This is a genomic window from Arthrobacter ipis (assembly GCF_014694315.1).
Classification (GTDB): Bacteria; Actinomycetota; Actinomycetes; order Actinomycetales; family Micrococcaceae; genus Arthrobacter; species Arthrobacter ipis.
On the sequence record NZ_JAAOXD010000004.1, the window covers coordinates 108807 to 134946 of the forward strand.

Consider the following 26140-nt stretch of genomic DNA (forward strand, 5'->3'; position numbering starts at 1 on the left):
GTCACGGTAGTGGCCCGTGGGCTAACCGCGGGTTTCAGGGTATTCGACCTGACCGCGAAGAAAGCGGCGGCGAAGATCCAGACAGTCAAGCCGACCATGGCCAGCCGGAGCGATTGACGGGTCCAACAGGTGCGCTTCAGATCCAACATGTGGTCTCTCCCCAATAAGACTCCGCCGACGTGATTTTAGGCGATGTCCTGCTCACTGAGGGAGATCGTGCTTCGGTTTCGGCAGAGGCTTGGTTTCGACAAGCTCAACCAGCGGGGATGGGTTTCGACGGGCTCAACCAGCGGGGCGTGGAGCTGGTCCAGGATCCGGAAACGCCGCTTTGGTGAGATGTCCGACGGCGGCCAGCACGCCGCCGTCGTCCGTCGAACGATGAATCGCATGGCTTACCGGGCTACGGGGTCTTTCGACTCCAGGAGCCCGAGTTCGGCTCGGCGCGGCATGCCTTCCCAATCACCCGGTACCTGGCAGGCGAAGGCTCCCGTGCGCACAGCCGTCCTCAAGCGCTGTTCCAGGCTCTCTCCAGCCAGGAACTCGGCGATGTAGCCCGCAACGAAAGCATCCCCGGCTCCGACCGTGTCCACCGCGTTGACCGGCACGGCCGCCTGGGTGAGCTGGGCACCGTCGGCGACTGCCACGGCGCCCAGTGGCCCGAGTTTCACGACGGCGTGCCGCGGGCCCACGGCTGTCAGCTGGTGCGCCAGTTCCAGCGGCGCGTGCGGTTGCGATCTGTCCAGCCCCAAGGCGATCATCGCTTCGTCATCGCCGGCGAAGACCAGATCCACCTGCGGGAGCAGTTTCCGGTACAGCTCGCGGGCCTCTTCGGGGGACCAGAGGGCGGCACGGTAGTTCAGGTCCAGTGACACCAGGGTTCCGGCGTCGCGCGCTACGGCTATGGCATGGTCCGCCGCCGCCGCCGCTGAGGCCGACAGGGCAGGCGTGATCCCGGTCAGGTGCAGGAGCCGGGCTTCGCGGATCTGCTTCGCCGGGACGTCCTGCGGTTCAAGGCGGGAGCCGGCACTCCCCGACCGGTAGTACCACACCTTGAGCTGTTCGGAGGTGCGCCGTTCTTTGATCATCAGCCCGGTGGGAGCCTGGGGGTCCACGATGCCGTGGACGTCGATGCCCTCGGCGCGCAATTCGCGGAGCACCAGCTCGCCCATGCTGTCGCCGCCCACCCTCCCGGCCCAGGTCACTGCTACGCCCAGCCGGGACAGGGCGATGGCGAAGTTGCTCTCTGCTCCGCCCATTCCGAGGCTTAGCGAGCGTGTGTGTGCCAAGGGACCGGGAGTGTCGGCCTTCATCAGCCCCATCGTTTCTCCCATGGTGACCACCTCGCTCATGCGTTGGCCATCCTGTTCTGGGCGAGGGCGACGAGGCGGGTGACCTCGGTGGCCCGCTCGGTGAGCGCGGTGAGGTCGCCGCCCTTGAAGGCATCGCCCAGGAGGGGCCCGCCCAGGCTCACGGCCAGGGCCCCGGCCTCGATCCATTTCGGCGCGTCCTGGATGGACACTCCGCCGGAGGGGATGATCGGCAGATCGGGGAAAGGTCCGCGCAGCTGCCCGATGTACCCGGGCCCCACCACAGAGGCGGGGAACAGCTTGACGGCCGTGGCTCCCAGGGACCACGCGGTGTGGATCTCCGTGGGCGAGTAGGCGCCGGGGAAGACGGGGACGCCGCGGTCGACGGCGGCACTGATCACCTCCGGCACCGTCACCGGGGTAACGAGGTAGTCAGCGCCGGCGTCGAGCGCCTGTTGGGCTTCGTGGAGGCCGACGACGGTGCCAACTCCGATTTCCGCGGACCCGGCGAACCGGGCCTTGAGTCCGGCGATCTCCTCGAAAACGCCCTCGGTGGTGAGTGTAAGTTCGATGGACCTGACGCCTCCGGCGATCAGTGCCTCGACAACCGGGGCGTACTCACGGGCGTGGGAGGTCCTCAGGACAGCGACCACCGGGTGTGCCAGCAGCGTTGCGGAGGGCTGTGAGCGGGGGACTGTCATCATGGTTTCTCCTGGGTGGTGGGGTTCGATTCGGTGCCGGCCTGGGGGCTCCGTTCCAAGGGGGCCGGAGTCCCTTCCCGTGCGTGCGTCTCGAGGACAAGCTCTCCCACCTTCTTGTCCGTCAGGGGATAAAGCATGCCGAGCACAATAGCGGCCGCGGCCAGCGCCAGGCAGGGATAGAGGGTCTGCAGGCCCTTCATTCCGGCCAGTACCTCCGGGGCCTGCGCCACGTTGGGTACGTAGCCGATGGCGCTCAGTCCGAACCCGGCGAGGCCGCCGGCAACAGACTGGGCGATCTTGCGGGAGAAGTTGAACATGGAGTAGGTGATGCCTTCGCGGCGAACTCCGGTGCGCCAGTGGCCGAAGTCGATGACGTCGCAGACCAGCGCCCAGGTGATGCCGTTGGGCAGGGCCACCCCAATGAAGGAGAGGCTGAACAGGACGGTGAAGAGCACCGGGTTGGTCGGCAGCACGAAGTTCAGTCCGTCCGCGACGATGGCGAGCAGGAAGCCGCACAGGGCCGTACGCTTCTTGCCGATGAGGCGTGTCAGCACAGGGATGAGCAGGATGCCGATGATCGAGGAGCCGATGCTGATCACGTTCACGTACGGCAGCAGCCGCACATCGCCCAGGTAGTACTGCGTGAAGTAGACGATCATGGACGTCTTCACGTTGTAAGCCGAGATCGAAAAGATCGTCATGACGACCAGGACCAGCAGGGGCCGATTGGTGACGATGGTGGTGACGAAGCTCCGGACAGTCAGCTTCTCGCGGGAACGGACCACGGGGACGGCCTCCCGGGTGTACCTGAACGTGGCGAAGAAGCAGAGTACGCCCACCACCGCCATGGTCCCGGCGGCGACGGCGTAGCCCACCCGGTCGGAACCGAAGGCCAGCACAATCGGCATGAACGCGACGCCGGTGACCAGCAGGGCTGTGACAGAGCCGGCCTGGCGGAAGGAGGCGAGCTTGGCCCGTTCGATGGGTTCCTGGGTCATCACCGAGGCCAGCGAGCCGTAGGGGATGTTGGTGAACGAGTACAACACGCCCCACGCCATGTAGGAGACGTACGCGTAGACCAGGTTCACGCCCTCGGACTGGCCGGGGGTGAGGAAGGTAAAGACCGTCAGCACTGCCAGCGCAATGGACGAGTAGAACATGACCCCCCGGAAGCGGCCGAAGCGGCCCACATTGCGCCGTCCGTCGATCACCGTGCCGGCGAGCGGGTCCATGAACGCGTCGAAAAGCTTCGTGATGACGAAGACGGAGGCGGCGGCTGCGGGCGGCAATCCCGCCACATCCGTGTAGAACTTCAGCAGGTAGGCCTGGCCGAGGTCGAACATGAAGCCGTTGCCCAGATCGCCCATGCCGTAGGCGATCTTCTCTTTCAGTGACACAATGCCACTTGTTTTCGTCGCCCGGGAACTGGTGGGCGTGGTGATTTTGTTGGCCATCGGGGTGCTCCTTTGCATCCAGGCAGATTAGGGGTCAACCAAATTAAGGGTCAGGCGGAACGCCGGGAGTAGGCGGTTTTCGGGAGGTTGTAGGCGAGATCGACGGCGGTTTCGACGGCCTCGTCCTGGCTGAGCCGGTGCTCAAGGACCAGGCGGGCCAGGAAGCCGGCGTCGATGCGGCGAAACAGGTCGTGGCGGGCGGGAATCGAGGCGAAGGCGCGCGTGTCGTCGACGAAGCCGGAGGTGTTGTAGAAACCAGCCGTCTCGGTCGCGGACTCGCGGAAACGCCGCATGCCCTCCGGGGAGTCGAGGAACCACCAGGGAGCACCCAACCGGAGCGACGGATAGGCGCCGGCGAGGGGGGCGAGTTCGCGACTGTAAAGAGTCTCGTCGACAGTGAAGAGGATGGCGCGGAACCTCGGATCGTGGCCGTAGCGCTCCAGCAGCGGCTGCATTGAACGGGTGAACTCGGTGGCCACCGGGATATCGAAGCCCTTGTCCTGGCCGTGGCGCTCGAAAACTCCCTTGTGGTGATCGCGCAGAACACCGGGATGGATTTGCATGACCAGCCCGTCTTCGCAGGCCATGCCCGCGGTGACGAAAAGCATGTGTGCGGCGAAGGCCTGCGCCTCCGCCGGGCTGACCGTGCCGCCCAGGGCGCGGGAGTACAGTTCTGCGGCCGCGGACTCCGTCATGGGTGTGGTGTCGGCGCTCAGGTGGCCATGGTCGGTAGCCAGCCCGCCGGCGGCAACGAAGGCGCGGCGGCGCTCTCTCAGCGCGTCGAGGAACCCGGAATAGGTGGAGGTGTCCACGGTTGAGACCTCTGCCAGTTTGGCGACCTCAGCCCGCCACCCCGCGCGGTCAGGATGGAACACGGCGTCCGGGCGGAATGTCGGTATGATCCGCTCGCCCAGGCCCTGCTTGGCCAGCTGTGTGTGGTGGCGCAGGTCGCTGGTTGCAGGGTCGGTGGTGGAAATCAGCTCAATCGAAAACCGGTCCAGCAGTTGCCGGGGCCGGAAGTCCGGCTCCGCAATGCGCGATGCGATCTGATCGTAGATCGCATCGGCAGTCTCGGCGCTGGGCATGAGGTCAACCCCGAAGACCTCGACAAGCTCATGCTCCATCCAGTAGCGCGACGGCGTGCCGCGGAACAGCTTCCAGTTTTGGCAGAACCTCCGCCAGATGGCCCGCGAGTCAGTCTCGACGGGACCGCCGTCGATCCTCGGCACGCCCAGGGACTCAGGAGCAATTCCTTGGGACACCATCATGCGGGTCACGTAGTGGTCGGGGACCACCAGGAGCTGGGCCGGGTCCGCGAAAGGCTCGTTCACGGCGAAAACGTCCGCCTCGACGTGCCCGTGCATGCAGATGAGCGGCAACTGCGCAGTCTGCTCGTAGATCTCGCGTGCCACGGCGCGCTGGCGCTCATCTGCTGGAAGCGCACGGTCCGGATGCAGTTCCAGGCGGCGTTCGCCAACTGAGGGTACGCGGTCAAGATTCAGGAGGGTGGATGCAGACATCAATGTCTCTCTCAATTTTGGAGGGGTTTGGAAGCCAGTTCCGAGGGGGTGGGGAGCTCGCTATGAAAACGTTATTATCAATGTAGCGCGGAGACAAGCTGAGACCAAGAGAGACCAAGCTCATATCTTCAGAAACTTTGGCGGGAAGGGAACTTCATGACTCCGGGGATAAAATCCGTAACAAAGCCACCGGGAGGTGAACCCATGTCCGTACCCGTGACGATCCGGGACGTTGCCAAAGCAGCCGACGTCTCTCCTGCCACGGTCTCGCGGACTTTCGTGCGCCCGGAGAAGGTTGATGCGGTGACCCGGGAGCGGGTGCTGAGCGCCGCCGCCCGGCTGGACTACCGCCCTAACCGGGCGGCGCAGTCCCTCATCACGGGCCTGACCGGCAACATCGGGATCGTGGTTCCGGACCTCACCAACCCTTTCTTCCCCAGCGTAGTGAGGGGCATTCAGAACCGGGCCGAGGAGCTGGGGTACCCCGTGCTGCTGGTCGACAGCGGCGAGGATCCGGTTCGCGAATCGGAGCTGGTCACAAGGCTGGGCCGCCAGGTGGACGGGCTTGTCCTGTGCGCGGCGCGCATGTCGGACGAGGACCTGCTTTCCCACCGGCGGCAACGCCCGATGGTACTGATTAACCGCCAGGTCCCGGGGGTCCCGGCCGTTACCTTCGACAATGCTGCTGGTATCGCGCAGGAGGTGACGCACCTGAAAGCCTTGGGGCACGTGCGGATCGGGTATGTCGCTGGCCCCGGAACGAGCTACTCCAGCCGGGTGCGGCAAGGCGCAGTCACGAGCCATTTGGCCGCTGCGGGTCTGACGGAGGTTGCCGTGGGCAGTTTCGCCCCCTCCTTTGAAGGCGGCCGCAGCGCGGCGGAGAAGGTTCTGCTCGCCAATGTCACAGCCGTCATGGTTTACAACGACGTCATGGCCCTGGGGCTGATCAACCAGCTCGCCCAGTACGGGGTCTCGGTCCCAAATGACATGACCGTCGTCGGATACGACGACATCGAATTCGCCGCCATGGCCAACCCTGCGCTGACCACCGTCCGGGTTCCGCGGGAGGAGGCCGGCGCACTGGCCATGTCCTACCTCAACGCACTGCTGACGGCGACCGGCCCCGCCCCAGAGGCGCCGGCTGAACTGAAGACGGAATTCATCTTCCGCGGCACGTCGGTCCGCGCTCCGCTGGCGCAAGCACTGGCTGAGTAAGCGCAGCCGCTGGCTGCTCTCTTCCCTGCGGGAAGCGACTCAGGGTCGCCCGATGGGCCATCACAGCTCTGCCCCAGTCATTGGGGCTGCAGCTTCCCGGCGCACCCCAGCCTCACCCTCACGCAGCATCCCTTGATGAAAACGGTTTCACCGGTTTACAATGAAAACGATTTCATTCCCGTCGCTCCCTCACCGAAGAAGGATTTGGCCATGACGAGCATTCCCAGCACCCTCCGTGACCTGACTGAGGTCGCGCTGGTACTGCGGCCCGAGGACGATGTCGCAGTCGCGACCCAAGACCTATCCCCGGGCGCTGAGCTGACCGATCGGGGGCGCCGGCTTCTCGTGCGGCAAAGCGTCCCCCGCGGTCACAAGCTCGCCCTGCGACCCCTCGCCGCCGGCGGGCAGGTCCACAAATACGGCCAGTCGATCGGCCGGGCCACCCGGGACATCGCCGCCGGAGACCACGTCCATACGCATAACCTCGGCATGGACAACGCCGATCGAGTGCACGAGTTCGGTACCGCCCGCGTGCAGCCCGCGGCACCGGACGGGCCGGCGCGGACGTTCCAGGGGTACCACCGCGGCGACGGACGCGTGGGGACCCGCAACTACATCGGCATACTGACCGCGGTGAACTGCTCGGCGTCGACGGCCCGAATGATCGCCGCGCAATTCACGGCAGCAGCCCTGCAGGGCTACGAGAACGTCGACGGGGTCATAGCCCTGACGCATGATTCGGGGTGCGGTCTGGTCGCCGACAGTGAAGGCGCCCGGCTGACGCGGCGCACGCTGCGGAGCTATGCCAACCATCCCAACATCGCCGGACTGCTGGTGCTGGGTCTGGGATGCGAGATGCTGCCAGCGACATCATTGCTGGACGGGCTGGACCTTCCAAGCGAGAAGCTGGTGCGCACGCTGGTCATCCAGGACAGCGGCGGGATCCGTGCAACGGTCCGTGCCGGGGTGGAAGCCATCAACGAGATGATTCCGCACGTGAATGCACTGCGCCGCGAACCCGCTCCCATCTCCGAACTTGTGCTGGGGATGAACTGCGGCGGCTCCGACGGGTACTCCGGGATCACCGCGAACCCCGCCCTCGGCGTGGCCTCCGACATGCTCGTCGCCCACGGGGCCACGACGATCCTCGCCGAGACTCCGGAGATTTTCGGCGCCGAACATTTGCTGACACGGCGTGCAGTGTCCGAGGAAGTGGGCCTTAAGCTCCTGCAGCGCATCGAGTGGTGGAAGGACTACGCGACCTCCGGTGGCGGCTCCCTGGACAACAACCCGTCTCCCGGCAACAAGGCGGGCGGGCTGACCACCATCTTGGAGAAGTCGCTCGGCGCGGTGGCCAAGGGCGGCACCGCCGAACTGTCTGCCGTGTACGAGTACGCCGAGCCGGTCACCACACGCGGATTCGCCTTCATGGACACCCCTGGCTACGACCCCGTGTCCGTAACTGGCATCATCGCGGGCGGGTCCACGGTGGTGGTGTTCACCACCGGACGCGGCTCCGTCCTGGGGGGCAAGCCCACGCCGTCGATCAAGGTAGCAACCAACACCCCGATGTTCGACCGCATGCGGGAGGACATGGACATCAACGCCGGACGCATCGTGGACGGAACCGCGTCGATCAACAGTGTGGGCGAGGAGATCTTCGAAAAGATCATTGCGGTCGCCTCGGGGGAACAGTCCGTTTCTGAGCAGCTGGACCTCGGCCAGGACGAGTTCATTCCGTGGCAGTTGGGGGCAGTGACGTGACCGGCGCTGCCACGACATACGACGAAACTGCCGAGCAACGAGGACTAACCATGAAGAAACTGGATTCGACGACGGCCGCAAGGCCCGAGCTTCCGATCACGATCATGCAGTTTGGGGCCGGGAATTTCCTGCGTGCCTTCGTCGACTGGATGATCACCCGGGCGAACGAGGCCGGCGTGACCCGCGACGGCGTGGCCGTCATACAGGCCACGGACCGCCCCTCGCACGCCCTCCGCCAGCTTGCGGAGCAGGACGGCCTTTTCCACGTCTACCTTGAGGGCATCAAGGACCGCCGCCCCGTCAAGGAGGTTGACCTCGTCACCTGTGTTCGCTCCGTGCTCAGCGCCCACAATCAGTTCGAGGACTACGATCGGCTGGTCATCAGCCCCGACCTCCGGGTCATCGTCTCCAACACCACCGAGGCCGGCATCGAGTTCGTGTCGGGCGACGACCTTAGCGCACGGCCCCCGCAGTCCTTCCCGGCCAAGGTCACGGCACTCCTGTACCGGCGGTTCGAGCATTTCCGCGGTGATCCGGCAGCAGGACTGTCCTTCCTGTGCTGTGAGCTCATCGAGGACAACGGCTCGACGTTGCTGGAGCATGTGCTGCGCCACGCAGCCGACAACGACCTTGGGGCGGAATTCGAGGAATGGGTGCGGACCGCCTGCCACTTCTACGACACCCTGGTGGACCGCATCGTTCCCGGATTTCCTCAGGGGGAGATCGAGGCTGTGCAGGCGGAGATCGGGTTCGCCGATGAGCTCGTTGTCAAGGCTGAGCACTTCTACGTCTGGGCGATCGGCGGCAACCCGGCGATTCGCGAGGTATTGCCGCTGGACAAGGCGGGTCTCAATGTCCTGTTCATGGACGACATCCGTCCCTTCCGAGCGAAGAAAGTGCGGATACTCAACGGCGCCCACACAGCGATGTCGGCCATCGCGCTCCAGCTCGGTTGCCAGACCGTGCGAGACGCTTTCGCCGTTCCGCTGGTGGAGGCTCTGATCAGCCGCCTGGTTGCCGACGAGGTTTTGCCCACCATTAAAGGGGACCGCGAGGAGCTGGAGGCCTTTGCCCAGCAGATTCTCGAACGTTTCTACAACCCCTCACTGCAGCACCAACTGGGGGACATCGCGCTCAACGCCCTCTCGAAGTGGGCGACGCGCAACCTTCCCGTCGTCCTGGAGCGGTGGGCGGTTGATGCCGACGCGCCGCTGACAGTCCTCTCGCTGGCCGCCCTCCTCGTGCTTTACAGCGGCCGGTCGGAAAATTCGCAGTTCGAGCCCCGTGACGACGCGAGAGCCGTGCAATTGCTGCGAAGCACCTTTGACCGTGAGGATCTTCCCGGGTGGATCACGGGCGTGATTAGATGCCTTCCGTTGCCCGCCACGATGGACGCTGCAGCGGTCGCACGGCTTGCAACAGAAACTTCCCGTGCCGTCGACCTCATCCTTGAGCGGGGGATGGCTCAGGCACTGCAGGAACGGCTCGCCTGACCGGCTGGCCTCTGCGCGCGGCTACGGGCGGCTGCCGTTCGCACGTGCTTACGTGCCCGTCAGATGTGCCTGAGCCAGCCGCCGTCGTTCCCGTCTTTGTGCGCTGACTGTGGCCTACCAACGAGGAGGCGCTATCCAGGACCATGAGGCGCATACTGGGCTCAGCGCCAGATGGCGTGGTCCCGTGGGAGTGGTGAGGGTGATGGTTGCTTCGAACTTTGATGGCGTGGTGGAACGTCTGCGTGCCGGGCTTGCCGAGATCGTGAAGGGGGATCCTGCGCCCTGTCAGGCGCTGTTCGCCCAGAACGACGAGGTGACGCTGGCCAATCCATTCGGCGGCGTTTCCCGCGGGTGGGACAACGTCGCGGCCAGCATCGCCAAGGCAGCGGCGATTTACCGTGACGGTGAGGTGGTGTCCATGGAAGACCAGGCCACCGCCGTCGTCGGGGACCTTGCCTACGTGGTGCTGATCGAGCGGTACAGGGTGCGGGTTGCGGGACGGGCCGACCTGGACGACGTCGCCCTGCGCACCACGAACATCTATCGCCGGGAGGGCGACGAATGGCTGCTTGTCCACCGCCAGGCCGATCCCCGGGTTGGCGCGCAGGCGCCCGAGTCGGTGGTCCAGTAGGGGAGTGCCCCGCCGCCCCCAAGGTGTATTTCGCTAATGTACCAAGCAGGCAGGGTCAAGGTTCGGTGCGGTTAGCAGCAGCCCCTTCGCGGGTGCCGGGGGTTTGGATCCACGAGCTGAGGATGCGGATCTTCTCTTCGGGGGGTGAGGTCGCCGAGTTCGGGATGACGGATGGTCTTGTTGCCAAACTCCCGCACGGTTCCCCCTTCCACCTCAAGCCTGCCCGTCTGCTTCGCCCCGCACCCTACTATCGCCGTCGGATCCGACCATTATCCATCTCGCAGGCCTGCCCGTAAGCTGGTCCGTCTATCGCCGAGAACTTGAGGAACGCGCATTGCCGATCAATAAGCAGACGCTGAAGGACGAGGGTTTCACTGGATTCAGACCATTTGATCAGCTGGATATCAACCGGGTTCCACGGGCCCCTGGACTCTACGTGGTGCTCAAACCCGAGGGCTTCGAGCGGGTGTTCCTTGCCAAAAGCTTGGGCGCCCGCTTCAAGAAGCGGGATCCCTCCCTGCCCCGTCCCGCCTTGGAGGCGAAGTGGATCGAGAACGCGGATGTCCTCTACATCGGAAAAGCCAGCCTGGGAAGCACGGGCAACCGCGGACTGCGAAAGCACATTCAAGAGTTCACTGACTTCGGCCGCGGGAAGCCAGTCGGCCAGTGGGACGGGCGGCTCATTTGGCAACTCGCCGACGCCAAATCGCTCATCATTGCGTGGAAGGAGTTGGCAGCAGAGGAGCTGAATCCTGCCGAAGCCGCCTACCACGCGGAGTTCGTCAGGTTTTACGGAAAGCTGCCTTTCGCCAACTTGGTCCAAGCCAGGACAAAGGGAGCTTAAGCCTCAGACTCTGTCCCCTTTCACTCATCCCGGCCAGCCCGGCCAAAGTGACCCGGCCAGTCCTTTGCCCGGATGCGGCGGATCTCCTGGACCGGCCCAAGCGTCGCCCATTCATTGCGCCCCAACCGGGACAAAGGCTCCAAGAGATCAATCTGCGGATGGTCACCCTCCAGCACGCGCGTGGACACGACCGCGTAGACCACCTCGCCAAACACCAGCGTGCAATTGCCCACCGGCAAGGTGCTGTGCAACCGGCACTCCAAGGCCACCGGCGAATCCTTCACCCGCGGAGGACGCACCACAGCGCTCGGTTCCCGGGATAAACCAACGGCGTCGAACTCACTCGTTTTTGACGGAAAGTCCGTCCCGGTGGCATTGACCTCTTCAAACAGGGAGGCCGGGGTGAGGTTCACGACGAACTCGCCCTGCGCCTCGATGTTGCGCAACGAATCCTTCTCGCCCACGGACGTGAACTGCACAATGGGCGGATCCACAGACGCCACCGTATAGAACGAGTGCGGCGCCAGATTGTCCACACCCTCCACCGAGGTAGTGGACACCCAGGCGATCGGTCTCGGAACCACCACCGCTGTCAACAACTGATAAAAATCCCGCGATGACATCTGTGCCGGATCAAAATCCTTCCGAGCCATGTGCCCTCCTGCTCTCTCCAGCCACCCGCCCCACCTCGGCGTCGGCCTTCTCATCCTTCCTTGACTGTAGCCCCTGCCCACCCGACAGTTGATTGATATCCACTGCCGCGCCGCCTGGGATGTCGACCGTCTCTTCACCCAGCTCAAGGGCCTGTCCTGGGCAGAACTCGCCCATGAGACTCACCATGACCAAGGCGTTCCCCAGGGATCGTCGTTTCCTACCAGCCTTGCCACTGGAGCTAATTGCTCCGCCTTGGTAGCTTTCAACCCATGGCCATCAAACTTGAGAACGTGGGTATCGCTGTCCGCGACATCGAAGCAGCAATCGCCTTTTTCACCGATCTCGGTCTTAAGGTCGTCGGCCGTGACATAGTCAGCGGCGATTGGACCGATACCGCCGTCGGACTTGACGGAAACCACGCCAAAATCGCGATGCTCGAGACCCCAGACGGTCATGGTCAACTTGAGCTCTTCGAATACATCCATCCCGAGGCGATCGAGTCGGAGCCGACGCGTCCCAACGACATCGGCATGCACCGCGTTGCCTTCTCGGTAGACAATATCGATGAGGCCCTTGAGATAGCTGCAAAGCACGGATGCTATCCGTTGCGCGGCGTGGGAACCTATGAGGACCTCTACAAACTCTCGTACCTCCGCGGCCCCAGCGGGATTATCGTGATGCTCGCCGAGGAACTGAAGAAAGGCAGCTGAGGCGCCTAGCTGGCGACCGTCTCCTTTGCAGCCGTCTCCTTCGCCCTCATCCATTCGCTCAGCCACGGGGCCCGGACGCTGGAGGTGATGCGGCAGTCGGCCACGAAGGTGCCCTTGGCGCCGGCGTCAATCCAGTCCGTGAGCGCGGATAGGTCCGACAGCTTGCGGATGATCGCGGATTCGGCCCCGATCGCGCGGGCGATTCCGCTGAAGTCCACCTCGGGGATCAGCATGGGCTTTTCGGTCAGGCCCTGCGAGCCGTACTGATGAATCTCGGCGCCGTAGGCAGCATCGTTGTAGATCACGACGACGGCGCTGCTCGCCGCACCCACGAGCGACTCCAGATCGGACAGGCCCATCAGGAATCCGCCGTCGCCCGCGGCCAGCACCAGGGTGTTGCCATCGTCCACTGCCCGGGCGGCCCCCACGGCGCTGGCCAGGCCGAGCCCGATCGACTGGAAGGCGGTTCCCACCATGACCAGGTCCTGGGGGCGCGGGATGCGCCAGTACATGGGTGCCCACCCCAGGAAGTGCCCGCCGTCCTGGACCACCGTGCGGCGTTCCGGCAGGACTGCATCCAGTGCCGTGGCAAGCGCGCGGGGATCAAGGCGGCCGTCCGGGGTCTCCGCGGTGCCGGGGTGGTGGCAGGGTCCTTCAGCCAGACGCCTGGCTGCTTCCGCGCGCCAGGCCTTCGATGCCTCGGCCCCGGAGAGGGCGGCGTTGTCCAGCAGGCGGAGGATCCGGCCCGCGGCGGCTTTCGCGTCCGCATTGACGAACAGGTCCACCCGGGGGTTCGTCGGCTCCATGCCGGCGTCGATCTGGATCACTGTGGCGTCCGGGCCGATCAGGTGTCCGAAGCGCATGGTGAAGGGGCTCAGGCTTGCTCCCGCCACGAGCACCACGTCCGCCTCGCGCATGAGCCCGGCGGCGGTATCCGTGCCGAATCCGCCCGCGACGCCGAGGTAACCCTCGCCCTGCAGCAGGTTCAGCGCCAGTGCCGTCCCGGCCGTGAGAGCGCCGAGGCGGTCGGCGAGGTCCCGGAGTTCGGGGCCGGCTCCGGCGAGGTGCGCACCGCGGCCGGCCAGGATGAGCGGCCTCTCCGCGCCGGCCAGAAGTTCAGCCGCCCGGCCGAGTCCGCCGTCGGCGTCGTCCCTAACGGCAGCTGCCGCCGGCGGCGCGGGAAGCTCTTCGTCCGCCGCCTCCACGGCCGCCAGGTCGTACGGAATGGCGATGACGACGGCGGTCCGCCGGGCAAGTGCGTACTCCACCGCTTGCTGGGTGATGGAGCCCGCGGCCTCACGGGTGACCGTGAAGGTCACCGCACCCAGCCCGGCGGCGATTGCCGCCTGGTCCACGTCCCAGGGACGGGCGCCGCTGCTTGGGGCGTCCCCGGTGACGAGCACGGTGGGGACCTGCGCCCGGACCGCTTCCGCGAGGGCCGTCAGGGCGTTGGTGTAACCGGGACCGTAGGTGGTGGTCCCCGCGGCGAGGCGACCCGATGCCCGGTAGTAGGCGTCCGCCGCCGCTATGGCAGCGCCTTCATGGCGTACGGCGGTGAAGCGGAGGCCCTCCTTCTCGGCGGCGTCCAGGAAGTAGACGTTGCCGTTGCCCATCACACCGAACACGTCGCTGACATAGCTGCTGAGAACCTGTGCCACCCGGCCGGACACTGTAAGTGAAGTCATGCAGGAATCGTCGGATCCTGACTCCCGATAAGCAAGAGACGAGATTTCTGGTGGGATATTTGTCGGTAAACCTAGAGCCGCACTGAAAATATGCCCAATGGGGTGCTGGTCACGGCACCCTTAGCTGGGCGGGCGGCTCTCCTGCTGGGACAGCCGGTTCAGCAGGCCGTCGAAGCGGGGCGGCATGAGTTCCAGGACTGAGATGGCCGTGCTGGTCCGCTGGATCCCCTCGATCTCCAGGATCTGGTTGGTGATGCGGTAAAGATCGGCCGTGTCCCGGGCCACCACCTTCGCCATAAGATCGGCGTCCCCCGTGGTGGCATGCACCTCGATGACCTCCGGAATCGCTTCGAGCCCGTGTTCCACCGAGCCCGCGCGGGTCTGGCTGATGGCCAGGGAAAGGAAAGCCATAAGGCCGTAGCCGAAGGCCGCCGGGTCCAGCCTCCGGCTGAAGGACCTGAGTGCCCCGCCGCGCTCAAGCCTAGCCAGGCGCGCATGCACCGTGTTCCGTGCGACGCCGAGTGTCCGGGAAAGTGCCAGGGCGCTGGCTTCCGGGTCCTTGTCGAGGGCGAGGATGATCCTGGCGTCCAGGGAATCGAAGGTGCGGGGATTCGGAATGGTCATATTTTCACCACAGACATTAGAAGTTGAGCAGAAATCCCAAGGGACCAAGAGTATCTTGCAATGTGGCCCGGGTCACTTCCATGATCAAGCCTCATGACCACTGATCAGATCCTGGCGGCAGCCGAAACCGCGCACCCCGTCCTTCGGGGAGCGGTCTCCGGCCTGCCGTCCTACGTCCCGGGCCGGCGCAGCGCCGGCGCGGACATCGCGGCACTCGCCAGCAATGAAAGCCACTACGAACCCCTGCCCGCGGCCGCCGCTGCGGTGGCACAAGCGGCCGGCAGGATGAACCGCTACCCGGACATGGCCGCCGTCGAGCTCCGCGAACGGATCGCCAGGCACTTCGGCGTCAGTGCCGGGGAAGTCGCGGTGGGACCCGGCAGCGTCGGCGTCCTCCAGCAGATCATCACCGGGATCTGCGACGCCGGAGATGAAGTGATTTTCGCGTGGCGGAGCTTCGAGGCCTACCCCATCCTGGTGGAGCTGGCAGGTGCCCGGCCCGTCCGCATCCCGCTGGACGACGCCGAGGGCCACGACCTCGACGCCATGGCCGCCGCCGTCACAGAACGGACCAAGGTGATCCTGCTGTGCACCCCCAACAACCCGACGGGCGTCCCCATCAGCCATGAACGCCTCGAGGCGTTCCTCCGCTCCGTCCGCTCCGACATCCTCGTGGTGATCGACGAAGCCTACGTGGAATACGCCGAGGCGGGCAGCGGGCCCGACTCCCTGGCGCTCTACCGCGAGTACCCGAACGTCTGCGTCCTGCGCACGTTCTCCAAGGCCTACGGGCTGGCCGGCCTGCGCGTGGGGTACGCCGTGGCCGCGGCGGAGATCGCGGAGGGACTGCGCCGGACCGCCATTCCCTTTTCGGTGACCGCCCTGGCCCAGAAGGCTGCCATCGCTTCGCTGGACGCGGACGACGAGATGCAGGCGAGGGTCGCCGTCGTCAAGGAAGAGCGCTCGCGGCTGGCCGCACGGCTGGAGGCCCAAGGATGGAAGCTGCAGCCAAGCCAAGGCAACTTCCTGTGGATCCGGGCAGGCGATGACCTCACGGCGAGGCTCGTGGCCGCATTCGACCAGGCGGACATCATGGTTCGCGCCTACCAGGGCGACGGAATCCGGATCACCGTTGCCGACCCCGCCTCCAACGACCGCGTGCTCCAGGTTTTGATCGCCGTCCCGGCAGCCCACGCGGGCTGAAACCCCCACCCGTTCCACCTTTACCCGTTCGACAGACAACACAGAGGACTCCCCATGGAACAACAGACAATGACGTCTGCCCCGGCGCTTGGCGCCGCGCTGAAACCCCGCCAGCTCACAATGATGGGACTCGGTAGCGCGATCGGCGCGGGCCTCTTCATCGGTTCGGGCGCCGGCATCCAGGCCGCCGGCCCGGCGGTGCTGATCTCCTACCTGGTGGCCGGCACCCTCATCATCCTCGTGATGTGGGCCCTTGGTGAGATGGCTGCCGCCAACCCGGACAGCGGCGCCTTCTCCGTCTACACCGCCCGGGCCTTCGGGCCCGTGGCCGGTGCCACCGTGGGCTGGCTCTGGTGGCTGCAGCTGGTGGTTGTCATCGCGGCTGAAGCGCTGGGTGCGGCAGGCCTGCTTTCCACCATCTTCCCCGCCCTGTCGGTATGGCTGATGGCCTTCGTGTTCATCGCGGTGCTCACCGCCGTGAACCTCACCCGGGTGAAGAACTTCGGCGAATTCGAGTTCTGGTTCGCGCTGCTCAAGGTGGCCGCAATCGTCGGGTTCCTCCTCATCGGCGTCGCCCTCCTGTTCGGCTGGCTGCCGGGTGTCCAGTCGCCGGGCCTGGCCAACTTCAACTTCAGCGGCGGCGGTTTCGCCCCGCACGGTTTCGCCGGGATCGCCACGGCGCTCTTCGTGGTGGCTTTCGCCTTCGGCGGCACCGAGATTGTCTCCGTGGCCGCAGCCGAAACCCAGGATCCTGCCCGGAGCGTCGGGATGGCCGTCCGCACCGTCCTCTGGCGCATCCTCATCTTCTACATCGGCGCGATCTTCATCATCGCGGCCGTGGTTCCCGTGGGGTCGGCGGGCCTGAAGAGCCCCTTCGCCGCCGTCCTGGATGCCGCAGGCATGCCGGGCGCAGCCACCGCCATCACCTTCGTTGCCGTCGCAGCACTGCTCTCTGCCCTGAACGCCAACCTTTACGGGGCCTCCCGGATGGCGTTCTCCCTCGCCGAGCGCGGTGAAGCGCCGCGCGTCCTCGCCGCCCTGTCCAAGTCCCGGGTCCCGGTGGTGGCAGTCCTGGCCAGCGTCTCCTTCGGCGTCGTCACGGCCGTGCTCGAGGTGGCCTTCCCGGAGAAGGTCCTTCCCCTCCTGCTGAACATCGTGGGCTCGACGTCCCTGCTGGTGTGGACTTCCGCCCTGCTCGCCCAGCTTGCACTGCGCCTCCGCGCGGACCGTGAAGGAACCTTCCTTCCGCTGCGGATGGCGGGCTTCCCCTGGCTGACGGGCCTTGGCCTGCTCATTCTGGCGGCCATCTTCACGGTGGGCTTCATCGGTGAGGATTCCCGTCCCCAGCTCCTGAGCACGTTCGCCCTAGTGGCCGTCCTGGCGGCGGGGAACTGGCTGCACCACCGTTCCATGAAGCGCTCCGCCCAGGCGCCGGACCGTGTCGAGTCCCCGGAGCGCCTCGAGCCTCCGGTGCTCGTCGACTGAACCCCGGCTTGGGGGATACCGCGCAAATTGCATGGGGTTCCGCGCAAAGGGAAGGGCGCGTCCGGCCTGGCCGGGCGCGCCTTCCGGCGGTGTTCTGGCTCTTGAGCTACGGGGCAGCCGAATTGAAACCGGGATCGGTGGTCGCCGTTTCCAGGAGCCGGTCGAAGCTGCGGATGCCGTAATCCGGCGGCGTCGCTGCGATGACCATCCGCGTCGTGGTGACCGCATCAGCTTTCGGCTTCGCATTCTGCTTCGCCTTCGGTGAGCGCGGCGGAATGACCTTCAGGTGCAGGCCGGACACCCCGTTCACAGACAGTGGCAGGCTCCCGCCGTCGAGGAGCAGTGAGCGGAGCCGGTCAGCCGAAAGCTGTTGGGCCCGGTCCGCCGTCAGTTCAAGAATCACGTCGTTGACGGTCCCGGTCAGCCGCTGCAGGAACGCCCGCTCGCTCGAACTCTTGGCCCGGATGCCCAGCGCCGTGAAGGCGGTGGCGAAGAGCGCAACAAACAGCATTGTGGCGCCGACGTCCCGAAGGCCGGGCACAATGAGCATCAGGATCAGGCACACAACGAACCCGACGACGGAAAACCCGCCGAACATGGCGCCCGCTTCCTCGCCCGGCCTGCCCGTCCATTGCTTGCTGGTGAAGCTGCAGACTTCCCGGGATTCGGTCCGTGGAGTTGGCATGATCAGTTCCCTTTCACTTCCAGCAGTGCCTCGGCCAGCATGATTGCTTCCCGCGCTTCCCGAAGACTTTCCCGAAGGCCCGGATCCGGGAAACCGAGGCTGGCGCCGTCCGGGGAGACGGCAAGATCATTGGCAACCTTGCGCAGATTGTCCCGCTCCAGCGCGAGCATCCGCGACGACGTGAGCTTGACTCTGCTCTTCTCCAGCTCGAAAAGCGAGGTGTTGATTTGGTCCCGGCGGGCCCGGATCGAATGGCAGACCCCCTGGATGCGCTGAGTGCGGCTGGTGAACATCCGCTCCATCTTGGCTGCAACGTCATGAAGTTCCTTCAGGGTGCTGTATCTGCGCGCCTCATGGGCTCCGTTGTGCCGGGCCAGGAGCTGGCTGATGAGCGAGAGGCGCTGGCCCCACAGCTCGAGGCCTGCCTGGTTCTGGGTGAGGAGCAGTTCCGCAGCGCCGAGGGCCGTGGCCAGGGCATCCCGCCGCGGAGTGAGCTTGCCGGCCGCTGCGTCCAGCCGCGCGATGAACTCCCCGTAGTTGTCGAGCGCGGGTCCTTCCTCCCGGCTCGCCACCGCCATGGTGGGCGGGGCCGGCGGCCCGATGGCCGCCGTCGGGCTTTCCGTTGGTGTTCCGATACGCGGGGGAGTTGGCGGCTTTCGCGGCGGGACGGCGCGGGGTTCTGATCCGGAGTCAGGTGCGCCGTCACTCATGACCAATCGTCCCCATTCATGATCCGTCCAAGGCAGCCTCACACCGCCACGGACGAGGCAGGAGCGCCTGCGCACCTGCCTGTGAATCCTCATTCTAAAGCGCGGGACGGGCGTTGTCTGCGGGCCCGGTTTCGGGCAGGCTCAATCTGCGGGCCTCGGTTTCAACAGGCTCAACCAGCGGCTCCTCCTCACGTCCCCGGCGGGAACAGCGGCCGGTACACCGGCGGGAAGGCGTTCACGGGCAGGGGGTCGCGCTTGGGCGGGTCGGCGGTGATCGGGTTGTTAGTGCGCAGATCACCTACTGCGTACTGGACCATCATGTCGTGGTCCTCGTGCACGAGGTTGTGGCAGTGGATCATGTACCGCCCGCCCTCCTTCGCGGTGGCGTCGAACTGCATCAGCGTGGTGATGGACTCGTTCTCACCGGCGTAGAAGACGTCCTTGGGACCGAGCTCCCAGGCGAATGGTTTGCCGCCGTTGGTGTTGCGGGCGATGATTTTGGCGTCGGTCAGGTGGATGTGTACCGGGTGGAACCATCCTCCGGATTGGTTAGTAATGGTCCACTGCTCGACGGCGAAGGGCTGCGGGTTGCCGAACAGCTTGGTAAACCCGGACCTTTCAATGTCGTCCCAGATGACCCCGTTGATGGTCCAAAGGCCGTTCTGGCGCTCGAACCTGAGCTGCCTCTTCACCGTGGCCATCTGCGGGGTCAGGCTCATCGTGTCGATGCCGCCCTGGGACGCCCTGGGCGGTCCTCCGTTGTCCAGCCTCGACGGGATGGAGGAGATGGAGCCTGCCCCGGAGCCCGAATCGGCGACCACCTGAAACCGCATGATCTTGTCGGTGTTGGGAAAATCGATGTTGTTCTTGTTGCTGAGATTGCGCAGGTCGACGGTCTGCCCGGGCCGGTACTTGCGGAAGTCGATCAAAATTTCGGTGCGCTCCGCAGTGCCCATCCGCCACGACGAAACGGCCTGGACCACCGGCGTCATGCCGGCGTCGGTGCCAACGATGTGGACGGGTTCACCGTTGGACAGGGTAGGCCGGTAGGAGCGTGAGATCGATGCGTCGAGCACGCGGAAACGATAAATGCGTGGTTTGACCTTCATGGTGGGCCACGGCACCCCGTTGACCAGGATCACGTCACCCCACAGCCCCTTCTCGCCGTTGTCGTTGTACCCGAGCGAGCCGTCCGCTTGGAACAGTGCGTCGGAAAGCATCAGCGGCACGTCGAACTCGCCCTGTGGCAGCTGCGCCTTCTCAAAGCGGTCGGACAGCGGGTAGAACGCGGCCAGTCCCGAATACACATTCTGGGCGGTGATGTGGTGCTTGTGGTCGTGGTACCAAAGGGTCCGCGCTGCCTGCCTGTTGGGATAGTGGTAGTTCTTGAAGAAGCCGGAAACGGTAATGTCATTGGCATAGCCGTCGTACTGGGGCAGGGACGCCGAGCCGTGCAGGTGCGTGGAGGTGCTGAACGGGCCCGGCTGGACCAGGCCCTGCTGCGGGAAGGCGTTGCGGATCCGCACCTCGATCCGGGTGCCCTGCCTGGCGCGGATGGTGGGCCCGGGGAAGATGCCGTTGTACCCGGCCAAAGTGGTGGTGAGGCCTGGCAGGAAGCGAGCCTGTCCGAGTTTCTGGGTGAGGGCGTACCGCTCGAAAGGTCTCCGCGGGTCGCCGCCATCGAAGCCCTTCTGGAAGGGCACGAGCTCCGGGGGCCGCCGGAAGACACCCCTGTAAGGGACTGGCGTGTTCTGCGGTGCAAGCTGACTCCGACTTATGGCCTCTGTGGGCGCCGCCGCCTGAGCGCTGACGGCCAACATCCCGGTCATGGCAGCGCCGGCCACACCCAGTTTCAAAACTTCCCTGCGAGACGTCATTGTCTCCTCCAGCCGTTGCGATCCTATGGGTTGACATACAGTGGACCCGCGACCGACAGCCGCGAGTCCGTTCTCCCCCTCGGAGATGCAGAGACCTGAGGTACAACGGGCCCTAGTGTCTGCCGGACGCACTGGGAAAATCTTGCGGGGTCTGCCAGATTTGGCTGTGCTTCCACCCAAATGGGGCGTTGACCGCCCCGGCGCGGCTGCATCAAGTTCAGTTTCCTGGCCCGCTTTCCCGACGGCGGTGCTTCCGTACACGGTCGTGTCGTTTATGACTGGCCTTCGGAATGAATGTTCTGGCTTCATGGAACCAGTAATGAAGTTTGCACGGCGTTGGGGCGCCCTGGCGGCGGCCGTCATTTTCTGGGATGTGTTTCTCCTCGCCGCCAAGGGACTGACCAACGGGGAAATGGTCGAGGGTCTTTTCGTCCCGGAGGTCACCGTCAAGACGCACCTGCGCAGCGTGCTGGACAAGCTGGACGGCCTACAGTTTCGAGCTGCTGGCTGCCGGAGCCAGCGGGGACCTCGCCTACACCGTGGGCTTCGAACGGGCGGACCTGTCAGTCGACGGCGGGCCGGCCCAGTCAACCAAGCTCCGCGTCACCCACGTCTATCGGCGGGAAGGTGGGGAGTGGAAGATCGTCCACCGGCACGGCGATTACGTGCCGCCGGACGAGGAACCGGCCGCGGAGGGCCAACCTGCGCCCTGACTGCGGCCTTGGTTTCGGCAAGCCCGGTTTCGACGGGCTCAACCAGCGGGTTCGGCGCGCGTTTCGATGGGCTCGGTTTCGACATGCTCAACCCCCGGGTGGGCAGGCTCAACCAGCCGAACGTCCCGGAGGGCGAGCGCTGCCTGGACCAGCGCGGCGTGTGTCAGCGCCTGTGGATAGTTGCCGAGCAGTGCCCCTGAGCCGGGATCGATCTCCTCGCTGAACAGGCCCAGCGGACTGGCGTGCTCAAGAAGGGCCCCGAACAATTCCCTGGCCTCCGGCGCCCGTCCCGTCAGCCCGAGGGCCTGGGCGAGCCAGAAAGAGCAGGGCAGAAAAGCTCCCTCATCGCCAGGCAGCCCGTCCTGGCCCGGCGGGTAGCGGTACAGGAAGGGGTAGCCGGCCGACAGCTCCGACCACACCGCATCCACCGTGCCCCGCAGGCGGTCCGAGTCCGGTGGCTCGAAGCCGGTCACAGGCAGGATCAGCAGTGCGGAATCGAGATCACCCGAGCCGTACGAGCGGGTGTACGTGTTCTTCGCGGCGTCGAATCCGTTGGTCCTGATGTCGGCGGCGAGTGCTTCCCGCGCGCTTTCCCACCGGCGCCGCCGCCGGGTACTGATGCGGTGGCTCCGGGCGATCCGAAGCGCCCGGTCCAAGGCCAGCCAGCCCATGATCTTGGAGTGCACGTGGTGCGCCGCGTCAGCCCTGATTTCCCAGATACCGGCATCGGGCTCCGGCCAGCGCCGCGCCACAAGATCGGTAAAGCTGCGCATGGCCCGCCACGTCTCCGAATTGAGCTGGTGCCCCTGCCGGACGAGGTTCCACGCGGCGTCAAGGACCCAGCCGTAGCCGTCGAGCTGGTGCTGGTGCGCGGCTCCGTTGCCCACTCGCACCGGAGCGCTGCCCGCGTAGCCGGGCCAGCTCTCCAGCGTGCGCTCGCGGGGGACGTGCCCTCCGGTCAGGGTCAGCAGCGCCGGCAGCCGGGGCCGCTGCAGCCGGCTCGCGTGCAGCAGCCAGTTCAAAAAGTTCAGGGCCTCGCCGTCCTTGCCCAGGCCGAGGAAGGCGGCGATGCCGATGCTGGCGTCCCGCGGCCAGGCGTACCGGTAATCCCAGTTCCGTATGCCACCCGGGTCCTCCGGCAGGGACGTGGTGGGGGCCGCAACCGGCGCGCCCGAGGGGGAATAGGTCAGCAGCTTCAGCGTCAGCAGACTCCGCAGGACTGCTTCACGGAACGGGACGTCCTCGCTGATGCCGGACGCCCACTCCCGCCAGCGGGCTTCGTCGGCCTCCACCAGATCCCACGCGGTTTCAGGATCGACCCACACCAGGGGTTCCGTGTACGCCAGGGCGAGCACCATCACCACGGGACGCCCGGGCTCAACGGTGATTGCCGTCGTCGTACCCGGCTCCACCCGCACCCCGCCGCTGACGCCGAGCGACATGGCCAGGGCGCCCCATTCGCAGACCAGGTGCCGGTCCTGCCGGACGCGGGGGCGGAGATGGCGCTCGCCGAAGCGGGGGTTAAGTTCGACGGCGGCCTCCGCCGTAGAGCCGTCGGCCTCCAGCCGCCGGATGAGGAGGGTGGTGGGCAGTAGTCTGCCGGAGACTTCCGCCACCATCGCTTCGGTGAGTGTCAGCGTGCCGCCGTCGGTGGCCCAGACCGTTTCGAGCGTGGCGGAGTGCGGCCGGTAGCGGCGGACGATTTGCTCGGCGGGCCGGGCGGGACCGGCGCGGAAGGTGCCCGCGTCCGGGCCGCCGAGCAGGGCACCGAAGACGGGATCGCCGTCGAAGGTGGGCGCGCAGAGCCAGTCGATGCCGCCGTCAGCCGAGACCAGGGCGGCCGTGCGCGTGTCTCCCAGCAGTCCGTAGTCCGCAAGGGCGGGGGAGTGCCTGGCTTCCATGGTGCGTCCGCCTTTTCTCACTGGGTCAGCCGGCCGTGAGCAGCAGCCCGAGCAGGGAGCCGTAAACCAGATGGGCCGCCACGGCCACCGCCGGAGTCTGGATTCCATAGTTCAGGCCCAGCAGACCGGGAGGCTCGAGTGCTGCCCGGTTGGCCGGACCCGCCCTGGTGCTGGCCATCCTGGGATGGATGCCGGGTAGCAGCGGCAGGATGACGGTCAGCGCCACCGCGACGTGCAGGAGTCCCAGCAGGGCGCCGATCCACCACGTTGCCTGGCCCAGCAGCGCAAACACGGCCGCGTAGCCCAGCGCGAAGACCTGGCCTGCCGCGAGGTGGATGAAGAAGCCGGCGATCCGCGCCTTGTCCGGATCCGGGCTGACCAGGCTGCCCAGGACCAGGGGCAGGTCGAGCCGGGTCCAGCCGGCCATCTGGAAGGCAATCATCACCGCGGTTAGGGCCGTGGTGGCGAGCAGCCCGAACAGCGCCCAGCCTTGCCAGTCCATCTCAACCGCCGCCCTGCTGCTTGGGCACTGTTTGCGGATGTGTCGTTTCCATGATGCACCTTCTAAAACTAACTTATCTAATTTTAGAGTGCGGAATGAACGGTGGGCAAGGGCCTCACCCGGGACGTTATTTACCGATGTTTTCTGCGCTGACCGCGGCGCGGCTGGGCCAGCGGCCTGTGGCCTCGTGGAAGTCTATGGCCTGCAGTAGGAGAGCAGTCTGTTCCGGCTGCGCGTTAGGACGTTTTCGGTCGGGCCCGGACGTGCATGCGCTCGCCCTGCTGACCAAACAGGCTGATGAATTCGACCGACCGTCCGTTGGCGCTGGCAAACCAGTGCGGCGTGTGGGTGTCGAACTCGGCCGCCTCGCCTGGCCCCAGTACGAAATCCTTGTCACCCAGAACTAGGCGCAGCGAACCGTTCAGGATGTACAGCCACTCATAGCCCTCGTGGACCTGCAGATCCGGCTCGGTGCGGCGCGCGGTGCCCTCGAGTACCATCTTGAACGCCTGCACACCCCCAGGGCGCCGGGTTAGCGGAATGGCGGTCTTCCCGTGGTGCTTGATGGGGCGGAGGTGGATGCGCGGGTCACCGGTCGGTGGGGCTCCAACGAGATCATCGAGCGGCACCCCGTACACCTGGGCGATAGGCAGCAGGATCTCGAGGTTCGGGCGCCGCTGGCCCGACTCGAGCCTGGATAGTGTGCTCACGGAAATGCCTGACGCTGCGGACACGTCACCGAGCGTCAGGTTGCGCTGTCCCCTGAGGGCGCGCAGGCGGGGTCCTACGGCGTCGAGGACGGCATCCAGGTCTGAGGTCATACGCCCAGTTTGCCATACCGGCAAATTCAGTTGCAGTTTCTTGACTTGCTGCTCGATGGTGGATGTACCCGTAGAACAGAAGGAGAACCACTATGTCAGTCAAAGTTCGGGCCCCTCGTGAGCGATATGACGTCGTCATCGTTGGAGGCGGCTCTGCGGGGCTGAGTGCGGCCGTCACCCTCGGCCGCGCGCTTCGATCCGTCGTCGTAATTGACGCTGGGGCGCCGCGGAATGCTCCGGCCCAAGGCGTTCACGGTTTCCTGTCCCGGGAGGGAATGAGCCCCCTCGCTCTGCTCGCCTCTGGACGTTCGGAGGCGGAGTCCTACGGTGCAACGATCATCGGCGCCGAAGCCACTACTGTCCGGCGAACCGCCGAGGGCTTTGAGGTGCTGCTGGCTGACGGACGCCAGGTGGTCGGGCGCCGGTTGCTTTTGACTACCGGTCTCGTCGATGGTCTGCCCACAATTCCGGGCCTGACCGAGCAGTGGGGCACCGGCGTCGTGCACTGCCCTTACTGCCACGGCTATGAGATTCGCGGACAGCGCATCGGCGTCCTCGGTACAAACCCCTTCTCCGTCCACCAGACCCTCCTGTTCCGGCAGTGGTCAGAAGACATCACGCTTTTCCTCAATGACACCGTGGCACCCACGGAGGAAGAGTGGGACAAGCTCGCAGCACGATCCGTACGGGTGGTCGAAGGGGCGGTCACCTCGGTGGACGCGGCGGACGGCGTCCTCAATGGCGTGACGGTGACCGGCGGCGCCAGCTTCGACCTGCAGGCCCTCGTCGTGGGGCCGAAGATGGAGGCCCGAGCGGGTTTGCTCGAGTCCCTCGGACTTACGACGCAGGAGCACCCGTCCGGGATGGCAAGCTTCCTCGAACCCGGCCCCATGGGCACGACGGCTGTCCCGGGTGTCTACGTCGCGGGCAACGTCTCCAACATCGCGGCGCAGGTCATCGTGGCTGCGGCCGAAGGCACCTCCGCGGGAATGATGATCAACGCACACCTCATCGAGGAGGAGACTGCCTGGGCCGTTGAAGGATGGCGTGGGCCCTTCTCGGCCTCAACAGAGGCGAAAGTGTCCGAACGCGTCCTAGGCGCACGTCGGCACGGGCTCGATGACTCAGCCGTTGGTGCCCCCGCACCGGTTGAAACGCAGGGATAACGGCAGAACGGGGGCATCATGCTGGTTGAGTACACACAGGAGTTCTGGGACGACCGGGACCGGCCTCTCTTGACCATGGCGCAGGCGAAGCAACAGAACCATAATTGGGGCCATGATTGGTTCCTGGCATGCCACTGTCTTTGACTGCGCGGATCCTGATTCGCTTGCTACGTTTTACCAGCAATTACTGGGAATGATCCGAGTTCAGGATGACTCCGGCTGGATAACGATCGGTGACGCCGAGGATCGACCTGCGCTGGCGTTCCAACGGGTGGAGGACTACCGGCCGCCACAGTGGCCAGGGCAGGAGGTTCCACAGCAGGTGCATCTCGACGTGCGCGTGAAGGACCTCGACGAGGCAGAGCGGCAGGTTCTTGAGACTGGAGCCACGTCCCTCAAACGGGGTACTGATGCGTTCCGCGTCTATTTGGACCCGGCCGGGCATCCCTTCTGTCTCGTGCAGTGGTGACGGGAA

At 65.7% G+C, this 26140-nt stretch carries 24 protein-coding genes and 1 pseudogene; 11 read left to right on the forward strand and 14 right to left on the reverse strand.

What is annotated here, in order from left to right; translation table 11 throughout:
• Positions 1–392: 392 nt before the first annotated feature.
• Genes G9E11_RS12465 through uxaC form a run of 4 tightly spaced genes read right to left on the reverse strand, consistent with a single transcriptional unit; the run spans position 393 to position 4982 of the window.
• Positions 393–1349 (reverse strand): sugar kinase, encoded by a 957-nt coding sequence (locus G9E11_RS12465; RefSeq protein ID WP_190606197.1) that lies wholly within the window; start codon positions 1347–1349, stop codon positions 393–395.
• Positions 1346–2011: a bifunctional 4-hydroxy-2-oxoglutarate aldolase/2-dehydro-3-deoxy-phosphogluconate aldolase gene (locus G9E11_RS12470; RefSeq protein ID WP_203219252.1), complete on the reverse strand. Its 666-nt coding sequence runs from the start codon at positions 2009–2011 to the stop codon at positions 1346–1348. Before G9E11_RS12470 ends, G9E11_RS12465 begins: the two co-directional genes overlap by 4 nt.
• Positions 2008–3462 (reverse strand): glycoside-pentoside-hexuronide (GPH):cation symporter, encoded by a 1455-nt coding sequence (locus G9E11_RS12475; protein WP_190606199.1) that lies wholly within the window; start codon positions 3460–3462, stop codon positions 2008–2010. Before G9E11_RS12475 ends, G9E11_RS12470 begins: the two co-directional genes overlap by 4 nt.
• A gap of 50 nt (positions 3463–3512) precedes the next feature.
• Entirely contained in the window at positions 3513–4982 is a 1470-nt protein-coding gene (uxaC, locus tag G9E11_RS12480) for a glucuronate isomerase (RefSeq protein ID WP_190606201.1), read from the reverse strand.
• A gap of 204 nt (positions 4983–5186) precedes the next feature.
• Here uxaC and G9E11_RS12485 point away from each other — a divergent pair, with 204 nt between their 5' ends.
• The 5 genes from G9E11_RS12485 to G9E11_RS12505 all read left to right on the forward strand — a co-directional run bounded on the left by G9E11_RS12485 (position 5187) and on the right by G9E11_RS12505 (position 10929).
• Positions 5187–6197, forward strand: a complete 1011-nt coding sequence (locus tag G9E11_RS12485) for a LacI family DNA-binding transcriptional regulator (protein ID WP_190606203.1) — start codon at positions 5187–5189, stop codon at positions 6195–6197.
• Between the two features lie 210 nt (positions 6198–6407).
• Positions 6408–7961 carry a UxaA family hydrolase gene (locus G9E11_RS12490; RefSeq protein ID WP_190606206.1) on the forward strand — a complete coding sequence of 518 codons (1554 nt, stop codon included), beginning with the start codon at positions 6408–6410 and terminating at the stop codon, positions 7959–7961.
• A gap of 50 nt (positions 7962–8011) precedes the next feature.
• Positions 8012–9454 (forward strand): tagaturonate reductase, encoded by a 1443-nt coding sequence (locus tag G9E11_RS12495; protein WP_190606207.1) that lies wholly within the window; start codon positions 8012–8014, stop codon positions 9452–9454.
• Positions 9455–9656: 202 nt separating this feature from the next.
• Positions 9657–10085 carry a YybH family protein gene (locus G9E11_RS12500; protein ID WP_190606209.1) on the forward strand — a complete coding sequence of 143 codons (429 nt, stop codon included), beginning with the start codon at positions 9657–9659 and terminating at the stop codon, positions 10083–10085.
• A gap of 334 nt (positions 10086–10419) precedes the next feature.
• A complete protein-coding gene (locus G9E11_RS12505; protein ID WP_190606211.1) occupies positions 10420–10929 on the forward strand; it encodes a hypothetical protein in 510 nt (169 codons plus the stop codon).
• 20 nt (positions 10930–10949) lie between these two features.
• On the opposite strand, the gene G9E11_RS12510 is transcribed toward G9E11_RS12505, so the two are convergent.
• Positions 10950–11582: a flavin reductase family protein gene (locus G9E11_RS12510; protein ID WP_190606214.1), complete on the reverse strand. Its 633-nt coding sequence runs from the start codon at positions 11580–11582 to the stop codon at positions 10950–10952.
• Positions 11563–11757, reverse strand: a complete 195-nt coding sequence (locus tag G9E11_RS20865) for a hypothetical protein (protein WP_218625941.1) — start codon at positions 11755–11757, stop codon at positions 11563–11565. Before G9E11_RS20865 ends, G9E11_RS12510 begins: the two co-directional genes overlap by 20 nt.
• A gap of 95 nt (positions 11758–11852) precedes the next feature.
• On the opposite strand from G9E11_RS20865, the gene G9E11_RS12515 reads away from it, so the two are divergent.
• Positions 11853–12293, forward strand: coding sequence for a VOC family protein (locus G9E11_RS12515; RefSeq protein WP_190606216.1), 441 nt, complete (start codon positions 11853–11855; stop codon positions 12291–12293).
• Positions 12294–12298: 5 nt separating this feature from the next.
• Here the strand turns inward: G9E11_RS12515 and G9E11_RS12520 are convergent, their stop codons facing one another.
• A complete protein-coding gene (locus G9E11_RS12520) occupies positions 12299–13978 on the reverse strand; it encodes a thiamine pyrophosphate-binding protein (RefSeq protein WP_190606218.1) in 1680 nt (559 codons plus the stop codon).
• 120 nt (positions 13979–14098) lie between these two features.
• Positions 14099–14602: an Lrp/AsnC family transcriptional regulator gene (locus tag G9E11_RS12525; protein ID WP_190606221.1), complete on the reverse strand. Its 504-nt coding sequence runs from the start codon at positions 14600–14602 to the stop codon at positions 14099–14101.
• 93 nt (positions 14603–14695) lie between these two features.
• Here G9E11_RS12525 and hisC point away from each other — a divergent pair, with 93 nt between their 5' ends.
• The gene (hisC, locus tag G9E11_RS12530) at positions 14696–15805 is read left to right on the forward strand and encodes a histidinol-phosphate transaminase (RefSeq protein ID WP_190606223.1); all 1110 of its coding nucleotides are present in this window, start codon (positions 14696–14698) and stop codon (positions 15803–15805) included.
• 54 nt (positions 15806–15859) lie between these two features.
• Positions 15860–17290 (forward strand): amino acid permease, encoded by a 1431-nt coding sequence (locus tag G9E11_RS12535; RefSeq protein ID WP_190606224.1) that lies wholly within the window; start codon positions 15860–15862, stop codon positions 17288–17290.
• A gap of 106 nt (positions 17291–17396) precedes the next feature.
• On the opposite strand, the gene G9E11_RS12540 is transcribed toward G9E11_RS12535, so the two are convergent.
• From G9E11_RS12540 to G9E11_RS12550, 3 genes are all read right to left on the reverse strand, one after another.
• Positions 17397–17975: a hypothetical protein gene (locus tag G9E11_RS12540; RefSeq protein ID WP_190606225.1), complete on the reverse strand. Its 579-nt coding sequence runs from the start codon at positions 17973–17975 to the stop codon at positions 17397–17399.
• Positions 17976–17977: 2 nt separating this feature from the next.
• Positions 17978–18685, reverse strand: coding sequence for a hypothetical protein (locus G9E11_RS12545; protein WP_190606226.1), 708 nt, complete (start codon positions 18683–18685; stop codon positions 17978–17980).
• Between the two features lie 188 nt (positions 18686–18873).
• Positions 18874–20388: a multicopper oxidase family protein gene (locus G9E11_RS12550; RefSeq protein ID WP_311764362.1), complete on the reverse strand. Its 1515-nt coding sequence runs from the start codon at positions 20386–20388 to the stop codon at positions 18874–18876.
• Positions 20389–21056: 668 nt separating this feature from the next.
• Between G9E11_RS12550 and G9E11_RS12555 the strand changes: the two are divergent.
• Positions 21057–21275, forward strand: a pseudogene (locus G9E11_RS12555) (YybH family protein); the annotation flags it as partial.
• A gap of 38 nt (positions 21276–21313) precedes the next feature.
• On the opposite strand, the gene G9E11_RS12560 reads toward G9E11_RS12555, so the two are convergent.
• From G9E11_RS12560 to G9E11_RS12570, 3 genes are all read right to left on the reverse strand, one after another.
• Positions 21314–23176, reverse strand: coding sequence for a glycoside hydrolase family 15 protein (locus tag G9E11_RS12560; RefSeq protein ID WP_190606228.1), 1863 nt, complete (start codon positions 23174–23176; stop codon positions 21314–21316).
• Positions 23177–23201: 25 nt separating this feature from the next.
• Positions 23202–23678: a hypothetical protein gene (locus tag G9E11_RS12565; protein ID WP_190606230.1), complete on the reverse strand. Its 477-nt coding sequence runs from the start codon at positions 23676–23678 to the stop codon at positions 23202–23204.
• A 236-nt stretch (positions 23679–23914) separates the two neighbouring features.
• Positions 23915–24499, reverse strand: coding sequence for a helix-turn-helix domain-containing protein (locus G9E11_RS12570; RefSeq protein WP_190606232.1), 585 nt, complete (start codon positions 24497–24499; stop codon positions 23915–23917).
• 92 nt (positions 24500–24591) lie between these two features.
• On the opposite strand from G9E11_RS12570, the gene G9E11_RS12575 reads away from it, so the two are divergent.
• Positions 24592–25665, forward strand: a complete 1074-nt coding sequence (locus G9E11_RS12575; protein ID WP_190606234.1) for an NAD(P)/FAD-dependent oxidoreductase — start codon at positions 24592–24594, stop codon at positions 25663–25665.
• Positions 25666–25858: 193 nt separating this feature from the next.
• On the forward strand, positions 25859–26134 hold the full coding sequence (locus G9E11_RS12580) for a VOC family protein (protein WP_311764378.1): 276 nt from the start codon (positions 25859–25861) through the stop codon (positions 26132–26134).
• The last annotated feature ends 6 nt before the right edge of the window (positions 26135–26140 follow it).